Below are 7,711 nucleotides of genomic sequence, written 5' to 3' on the forward strand. Positions count from 1 at the left end.
TGGACGTCGAATCAAGATTTCAGGAGCTCACTGGAACGCAGATAACGTGCAACAAGTGCTGCAACAGCGATGTGCTTATCTAAATGGCTACTTCTCAAAATGAGTCTTGCAAGACTGGGATGCACCCGAATCTTTAATCTTTCTCGCTGAGATTAATCGCCTGAAAATTTATATTTAGCGTATTTAAGTAGGCAAGCGTAATTAAATATAAGTCGATGTAGGTTGAGTTGAGGCACGTAGCTTGCTTCCCTCAGGGTAACCAACTGATCTTTCTAAGCGATCGCATTAAAGCCATACCTTGACTGGAGTCGTTTGATCTCGTGGTTCCATCATGCAGACGAAAAACTGCGATCGCAAGACTCGAAGCGGCAAAAATAAATATTAATTTGGCAGCTATGCGCCAATAATCCTGAGCCAACAAATATCTATTTCTGGGCGAATATACCACCGTTTATTCGCCTATTTTGCTTATTTTGTTTTATCTGACTAGAAGGTCGATAGTCACATTGTCACACTTCTTTGCTATCTAAGTCTGAAAACAAAATAGCTTAAATCTCTCAAATGCTGTCATGGCAATTGATTGGCAAATTTATTGATCTGCTAAACCTTTTTTCTCCAAGTCATCTCATGACTTTCTCAGTAACTTCTCAGTTAATAAGCTCATTATCTTCCATAGTCAGTTGCAGCCAGGCTGTAACTTTTATTGATCCTGAAATCTTGTAAAAAGAAATGAATTTCATCCCTTTTTGCTGATTCAAAAATGTTTTTGGCTTGAGCTAAAGACTTCCTTTTCCTAAAACACCAGCCCTAGGAAACCGTCCTATGCCTGACCCTTTTGTCGGCAAAATTTGCATGTTTGCGGGCAGCTTTGCCCCCCATAGCTGGCCATTGACGACTTCGCCATTCGGCCTCTACCCGGCGTTACCTCCACCGTCATTGTCAGCGAGGGAGCTACCGCGAGGCCCGATTGGTCGTTACCCCTTTCCCTGATGACTTGGCTGAAGACATTGAGGTGATTTCGCTCTCGCTCTTGCCGAGTGCGAACTACACCGTCGATACCGCAAACGCATCGGCTGAACTAACCATTATTGAGAGTTTCCCCATGACGACCCAAAACGTGACCGTTTCCATCGAAAACCTGTCCCCCGACAATGGCGCATTTCTGACCCCGCTGTGGTTTGGTTTCCACGACGGCACCTTCGACACCTACGATCGCGGTCGGCCTGTTTCCCCCGGTTTAGAATCGCTGGCGGAAGATGGCGCGACCGAGCTGATTTCGCAGGAGTTTGACCTAGCGGGCTTTGGCACTGTGCAAGGTACTATTTTGGGCACCGAGGGCACCCCTGGCCCCATCGACCCCGACGAAGTGGCAACCTTTACGGTTGAACTCGATCCTAATGATCCTGGCAGCCGCTTCTTCAACTACGCCTCGATGGTGATTCCGAGCAACGATTTCTTCATTGCCAATGGCAACGAGCGCGCCCATCCCATCTTTGACGAAGCGGGCAACTTCATCGGGGCCGACTTCATTGTCTTGGGCAGCCAGGTGCTCGATGCTGGCTCGGAGATCGACGACGAAATTCCTGCCAACACGGCCTTCTTTGGTCAGATGGCCCCCAATATTGGCGTAGATGAGAACGGCGTGGTCGATCTGGCCGAGGGCTTCATTCCCAATGGCCCCATCCTCAGCGACCCGATGTTTAGCAATGCTGACTTCACCGCCCCCGACTTTCAGGTGGCTCGCATTCGCGTGTTTTTAGAAAACCTGGTGGAGCCAGCGCCTGGAGCTAAGGTTGTGATCGATCGCGGTGAGATCAACCAAACGGGCATTGAACTGCTCAACGATGGTGACAGCCTCAAGCTGCTCGGGCGCATCGAAACCCTGGGCACGGTGCCAGGGGTGCTGACCCAGGCCCAAGACAATCGCATTTACATTGCTCACAGTGGAGCAATTGATTCAGAAACTACGGCCATTCAAGTCAATGGCGTTGACACCGACATCGAAAACCTGGGGCTGATTGACGGCGGGTTCAACGGCATCAACCTGGCTAACGACGATACAGCCTCCGCCACCATTCTCAACCGAGGCACGATTGTCAGCGACAGTCGGGCCGTCAATATCGGCGGTGTGGGCGGCAGTCTGGTCAACTACGGCCAGATTCTGAGCAGCGCCAACCCCCGCAACGGCACCGTCTACGGTGACGTCACAGCCCTCAACGTTGAAATCGAAAACTACGGCCTGATCGATGTCGGTGCTGGACTTGACGGCGATGCGGTTTCTTTGGAGTTGGGGGCACAGGTCGATGGTCAGGTGGTCAACTACGGCCTGATTCAGGGACGCGGGTTACCCCTGGGCAGCAATCAAGCCGCCGCCGTGCGTCTCTACTGGGTGCCGGGTGCCGGGCCAACTTCTACGTTCAACGGCAATGTTGAAAACTTTGGCCATCTCGCTTCTGAAAATGGCCCAGCGGTGATTGTGGAAGAGAACACCATTCTCAATGGGGATTTGATCAACCAGGGGCTGATTTCGAGCCCCAACCCCGCCAACGGGATTGGGGTGCGGATCGAAGGCGAGGTCACCGGTGAGATTATCAACCGGGGTGAAATCAACGGCGGCCGCGACGGCATTGATATTGCCAACGGTGGAACGGCGATCGCGACCATTATCAACACCGGTTTGATCAGCAGCACCAGCCGCGCCGTTAACCTGGGCGGTGCCGAAAATCGACTGGTCAATGAGGGATTGATTACCACCACCGCCAACCCACGCAATGGCACCGTCTACGGCGATATCACAGCCCTCAACATCGAAATCGAAAACCACGGCCTGATCGATGTTGGCCAGGGCCTTGACGGCGACGCCATCTCCCTCGAACTGGGGTCATTGGTGACGGGCAACATCGTGAACACAGGCTCTGTTCAGGGCCGGGGCGCGGTTGTAGGCAGCAACCAGGCGGCCGCCATTCGCCTCTTTCAACCCGGAGGCGAGGGTGCACCGGTAGCCGTTTTCCAGGGCGATATTGATAACCAAGGTCTGTTGGCTGCCGAGCAGGAAGCCGCCATTGTGATTCAGATGGGCACGCAACTGGCTGGCTCTATTTTCAATAGCGGTTTGATTGAGGGCGGCGAGTCAGGCACCGCGCCGAGTGGTTATCTGGCGATCGATGGTCGCGAAGCCGTGGGCAACCTCACGGTGATCAACACGGGCACCATCGTCGGTGATGTTTTGCTCAGCGCTGGCGATGACCTGTTTATCGGCACCGGCGGCACTGTGAACGGCGTCGTACAGGGCAACGGCGGCAATGACAGTCTCCTTGGCGGCGACGGCGACGACATTCTAGCGGGCGGTCTGGGCAGCGATGTGAAAACGGGCGGCTTTGGCGCAGACACCTTCCGCTTTGGGGCCGACCTGATCGCTAGCACGGGCGGCGATTTCGACATAATCACTGACTTTGAGGCGATCGATCGCATCGACTTCAGCGGTTTCTTGGGCGCAGGTGGCGAGTTCTCGCTAGCGGTACTGGGCGATCGCCTGATTGCCAACCTCAGCACCGGCGACACCGTAACGGTGCAGGGCAATTTCAATGCGGCTGCGGCCCAGCTAACGCCGCTGGCGACAGCCATTGCCGTTGCCTAATTCCGCGTAGGGTGGGCACTGCCCACCTTCAACCTTTTTCCTGTGTCACCCAAGTCATGCACCTAACTTAGGTGCATGACTCGATCTCCTGGCCTGATTCCAATCGGCACTGGTCTGCTAACCGGAGATAAACGGCTGAAAGCCTTTCTGGAAAAACACTTTCAGGATTTTTGCTCCAATTGGCTTAAACTTTTGCCGAATCAAGGTTTGAGTGCCCCATCACCTTTTAAGAGACCAGTGCCCTTTAGGTTGGGTTGACGCAGGAAACCCAACAATTTCACAAGGGTTTTACTCCTAACTCAACGTGGTATTGCATAGTAATAGAAAACTATGGCTGTTGGGTTGAGCTAGCGAAACCCAACCTCCTAACTATTAGGAGAAGATGATTCTGTTGTGTTTGAATGGGCGGCCAATGAAAGGCGCGTTTTTCTAACGCATGATATTGCAACGATTACCCGCTACGCCTATGCAAGGTTGGCTCAGGATCTCGCTATGCCAGGAGTAGTTGAGATTCGCACAGATGCACCTATAGGTAAGATAATAGAGGTCATTTTTATTATTCTAGAGTGTGGTGTCGCAGAGGATTTAGATGGTCAAGTTTATTATCTACCTCTATGAAGTGGTGGCGGCCTAACACGTCAGCGTAGCGGACGGACAAAGACCACTCGTGATGTCTCAGAAGCTACCTAGCTTTTGCCGTTAGTTGGCCTGAGTCTCTCTTTTGCCTGCCCCATTCAGGTGCGGGATAAACACTCTCAAAGGAATTTCCATGCCGTACGTAAATATTCAAATTACAACAGGTGCTACTAGAGACCAAAAAGCTCAGTTAGTCAAAGAGGTGACTGCTTCACTTGTGCGCATCTTAGGGAAGAAGCCGGAGCATACGCATATCGTTATTCAAGAAATTGCAGATGAAAACTGGGGTTTCTCAGGCCTGCTAACCGATGACTGGAAGCAAAAGCAAGCACCCCAGTCATCAACTGAAACTTACTAGTTGCCGAGTCCTATAGATCGAGTTAAGCGCCAGCGTAGGGAATATAGCCGTGGTGCTGCTGGGTTTTGTCTCTCTTAACCAGACTGGTGGGGCAGCGGTCGCTGCTCCACCACCAGTCGCTAAAACCGCACCATGCTGCCGGTAATGCTTTGGAACTCAAAGTCGCTTACAGCCACGCGGTAAGTACGGCGGGTGTCGCGCAGCGTGCTGCAAGAGACAAAGGAGCACTGCCAGCTCACGGCATCAACCACCACGCTCACTACCTCAAAGAAAGAAATAGCCTTAGAGATTGATTGAGACGTTTTAAGCCTGCCATCTTCAACGCCCCTTAGCCCCGCTCGGGTTGCTATTGCTTGGGTCTTTTCTAATAGCGAATGCGGGGATCAATGTAGGCATTTAAAATATCGATCGCAATACTCATGACCGCCACAATCATGGCAAAAAATACCATCAGCCCCTGCACCACCGGGTAGTCGCGCTGGCTGATTGCTTCATAGAGACGATTAGCCAGCCCCGGCCACGAAAACGTCACCTCTGTTAGCACCGCGCCCCCCAGCATGGCGGCAAAGGTCAGCCCCAGAATCGTAATCACCGGAATCATGGCATTCCTGAGAGCGTGCACCATCACAATCCGCCGCTCGGGAATGCCCCGCGCCCGTGCTGCCTCCACGTAGTCTGCCGCCAGGGTCTGTTTCAGATTGACCCGCACCATGCGCTCAAACACCCCGCTGATCAAAATTCCCAGGGTAAGGCTGGGCAGCGCCAGGTAGTAAAGGGTGGTAAAAAAGGCCCCTAGATCTAGCGACAGCAAACTGTCCAACAGGTATAGCCCAGTTGGCCCAGCGGGCGGGGTGGCCCGCAGCGGGTAGCGGGTACCAATCGGAAACCAGCGCAGCTGCACCGCAAAAATGAGCTGCAAAATCATGCCAAACCAGTACATCGGAATGGCGTAGGTAATGATGCCAAACAGCCGCCCCCCGGCATCTAACCCTGAGTTGGGCCGCGAGGCCGCCAGGGCACCAACACCGACCCCCACCACCGTAGCGACAACCATGCCGCACACCGTTAGCTCTACCGTGGCCGGAAAGTGAGCCTGAATAATTTCCCATACCGTTTGCCCCTGGGTGGCCAGGGATGAGCCCAGGTCGAACCGCAGTAAATTGCCCAGGTACGTTAAGTATTGGATCAATAGAGGCTGATCGAGGCCGAGCTGGACCCGCATCGCCTCCTTGGCTGCTGCCGGAGCCCTGGCCCCCAGCAGCGCATCTACCGGGTCGCCAGGGGTAGCCCGCAGCAGCAAAAACACCACCGTGGTGATGGTCAAGATCATCAGCGGGGCCAGCAACAGCCGAGTAAAGACGTAGTAGCGCAGGGCAGCGGAGCGGGAGGACATGGGGTTAGCCTCGGGAAATTTGCCAGAGCAAAAACTGCTGGGTCGGCTCTACGGCGACGCCTTCCACACCATCCTGGGCAAAGACGTAGTCTTTGTTTTGCCACAGGGGCACGTAGGGCACGTCCTCAACCATGATTTGCTGGAGGTCTTCAATCATGTCTTGCCGGGCGGCGGGGTCTTGTTCGGCGCGCTGCTGGGCAATCAGGTCGTTGGCCTCGGTACTGTAGTAGAAAGAGCCATTGGCCTGGGAGGGGCCTTCTTCGCAGATGGCACCGCTGCCGGTTTCGCAGCCCAAGAAGGGTTGAATAAAGGTGTCGGGATCGTAGTAGTCGGGGTACCAGTTTGAGAGAATGATCGGGTAAATGCCCTTGCCGACGTTTTCCCAGAGGGTAGCGCCTTCGGTATTTTGCACGTTCACCGTCACGAGACCCGGCAGCCCTGCCTCAATGGATTCTTTGAGGGTGTTGGCGACAATGCTGCGGATGGTGGAGGCGGATGGGTACCAGATTTCGATGGTGAGCGGGTTGGTCTCGGAGAACCCGGCTTCGGTGATCAGCTCGCGGGCCTGGTCAAAGTCGCCGTCGCCGTAGGCTTCTCGAAAGACGGGCTCAGCCACGTCAAAGCTGGCGGGGATGAGGCTATAGAGGGGTTCGGCCTGGCCCTGGAAGACGCGATCGTTGATCAGGGGGCGATCGACCATGGCGGCGATCGCCTGGCGCACCCGTACGTCGTCTAGGGGCTCAATCTTCTGGTTGAGCGACATGTAGTTGATCACATTGGTACCCGCCTCGATCACCTGCCAACCGCCGGAGCTTTCTTCGCGCTCCAGGGCCGCCACCTGTTCGGGGTCGAGGGTTTGGTAGGCCACGTCTAGACCGCCGGTTCTAAAGGTGTTGTAGAGGTTGGCGGGGCTGGTAAAAATTTGAATATCGATGCCGTCGTTGGTGGGGGCATCGCCCCAGTAGTCTTCGTTGACATCGAGCTTGATCGAGTCGCTGGTGAAGGCGGCGAGCTTGTAGGGGCCGGTGCCCACAAAGCTAGCTGGCTGAAAGCTGCCGGTGCCAATTTCATAGCTCTCAGGTGAAACCGGGGTAACACCCGAAAAGCTGAGCAGGGCCGGAAACGCTGCAAAGGGAGCCTTCAGGGTCAGGGTTAGCTCGTGCTCGCCTGTGGCCTCGGCGGCGGCAATTTTATCCGACAACAGGTAGGCCGGGCGGCCACCATTCTCCATAAACCGCTGGATTGAAAAAGCCATGACCTCGGCGTTGAAGGGAGTGCCATCGTGGAGGGTGACATCGTCCCGCAGGGGAATGGTGTAGGTGAGCCCGTCGTCGCTGACGGTGGGCATTTCGGTGGCTAGCTGGGGCACCAGGTTAGTGGTACCGGGCTCGTAGGTGTAGAGGCGATCGCCCAGGTTGTAGAGCAAAATGCCGGGGAAGGTTTCGTAGGCATCGGCGGGGTCGAGGGTGCGGGCGGTCAGGGTGGTGCCGATGGTAATGCGGCTATCCCCCGTTGCCCCAGCCGCATCCTCGGTGGCAGGCTGATCATTGCCAGCACAGCCGATCGCGATCGCAAAGCATAGGCCAAACAGCCCCACAAACTGAGCCACCCGTCGCCACTGGCGATCGGCCCAGGAGCGCTGATGATTTCTAACCCAGGACACTAAAGAAGTCATTATGCTTTATCT

6 protein-coding genes are annotated in these 7,711 nt (G+C 54.9%); 3 read left to right on the top strand and 3 right to left on the bottom strand.

What is annotated here, in order from left to right; genetic code table 11:
- The first annotated feature begins 967 nt into the window (after positions 1-967).
- The 3 genes from IQ273_RS27610 to IQ273_RS27620 all read left to right on the top strand — a co-directional run bounded on the left by IQ273_RS27610 (position 968) and on the right by IQ273_RS27620 (position 4,631).
- The gene (locus IQ273_RS27610; protein ID WP_194026340.1) at positions 968-3,637 is read left to right on the top strand and encodes a spondin domain-containing protein; all 2,670 of its coding nucleotides are present in this window, start codon (positions 968-970) and stop codon (positions 3,635-3,637) included.
- 393 nt (positions 3,638-4,030) lie between these two features.
- Positions 4,031-4,255, top strand: coding sequence for a hypothetical protein (locus IQ273_RS27615; RefSeq protein WP_194026341.1), 225 nt, complete (start codon positions 4,031-4,033; stop codon positions 4,253-4,255).
- A gap of 151 nt (positions 4,256-4,406) precedes the next feature.
- A complete protein-coding gene (locus tag IQ273_RS27620) occupies positions 4,407-4,631 on the top strand; it encodes a 4-oxalocrotonate tautomerase family protein (RefSeq protein WP_194026342.1) in 225 nt (74 codons plus the stop codon).
- Between the two features lie 119 nt (positions 4,632-4,750).
- Here the strand turns inward: IQ273_RS27620 and IQ273_RS34565 are convergent, their stop codons facing one another.
- The 3 genes from IQ273_RS34565 to IQ273_RS27630 all read right to left on the bottom strand — a co-directional run bounded on the left by IQ273_RS34565 (position 4,751) and on the right by IQ273_RS27630 (position 7,699).
- The gene (locus IQ273_RS34565) at positions 4,751-4,885 is read right to left on the bottom strand and encodes a hypothetical protein (protein WP_255534708.1); all 135 of its coding nucleotides are present in this window, start codon (positions 4,883-4,885) and stop codon (positions 4,751-4,753) included.
- Positions 4,886-4,995: 110 nt separating this feature from the next.
- On the bottom strand, positions 4,996-6,024 hold the full coding sequence (locus tag IQ273_RS27625) for an ABC transporter permease (protein WP_194026343.1): 1,029 nt from the start codon (positions 6,022-6,024) through the stop codon (positions 4,996-4,998).
- Between the two features lie 4 nt (positions 6,025-6,028).
- On the bottom strand, positions 6,029-7,699 hold the full coding sequence (locus IQ273_RS27630) for an ABC transporter substrate-binding protein (RefSeq protein WP_194026344.1): 1,671 nt from the start codon (positions 7,697-7,699) through the stop codon (positions 6,029-6,031).
- Positions 7,700-7,711 lie beyond the last annotated feature (12 nt).

Source organism: Nodosilinea sp. LEGE 07298 (genome assembly GCF_015207265.1).
Classification (GTDB): Bacteria; Cyanobacteriota; Cyanobacteriia; order Phormidesmidales; family Phormidesmidaceae; genus Nodosilinea.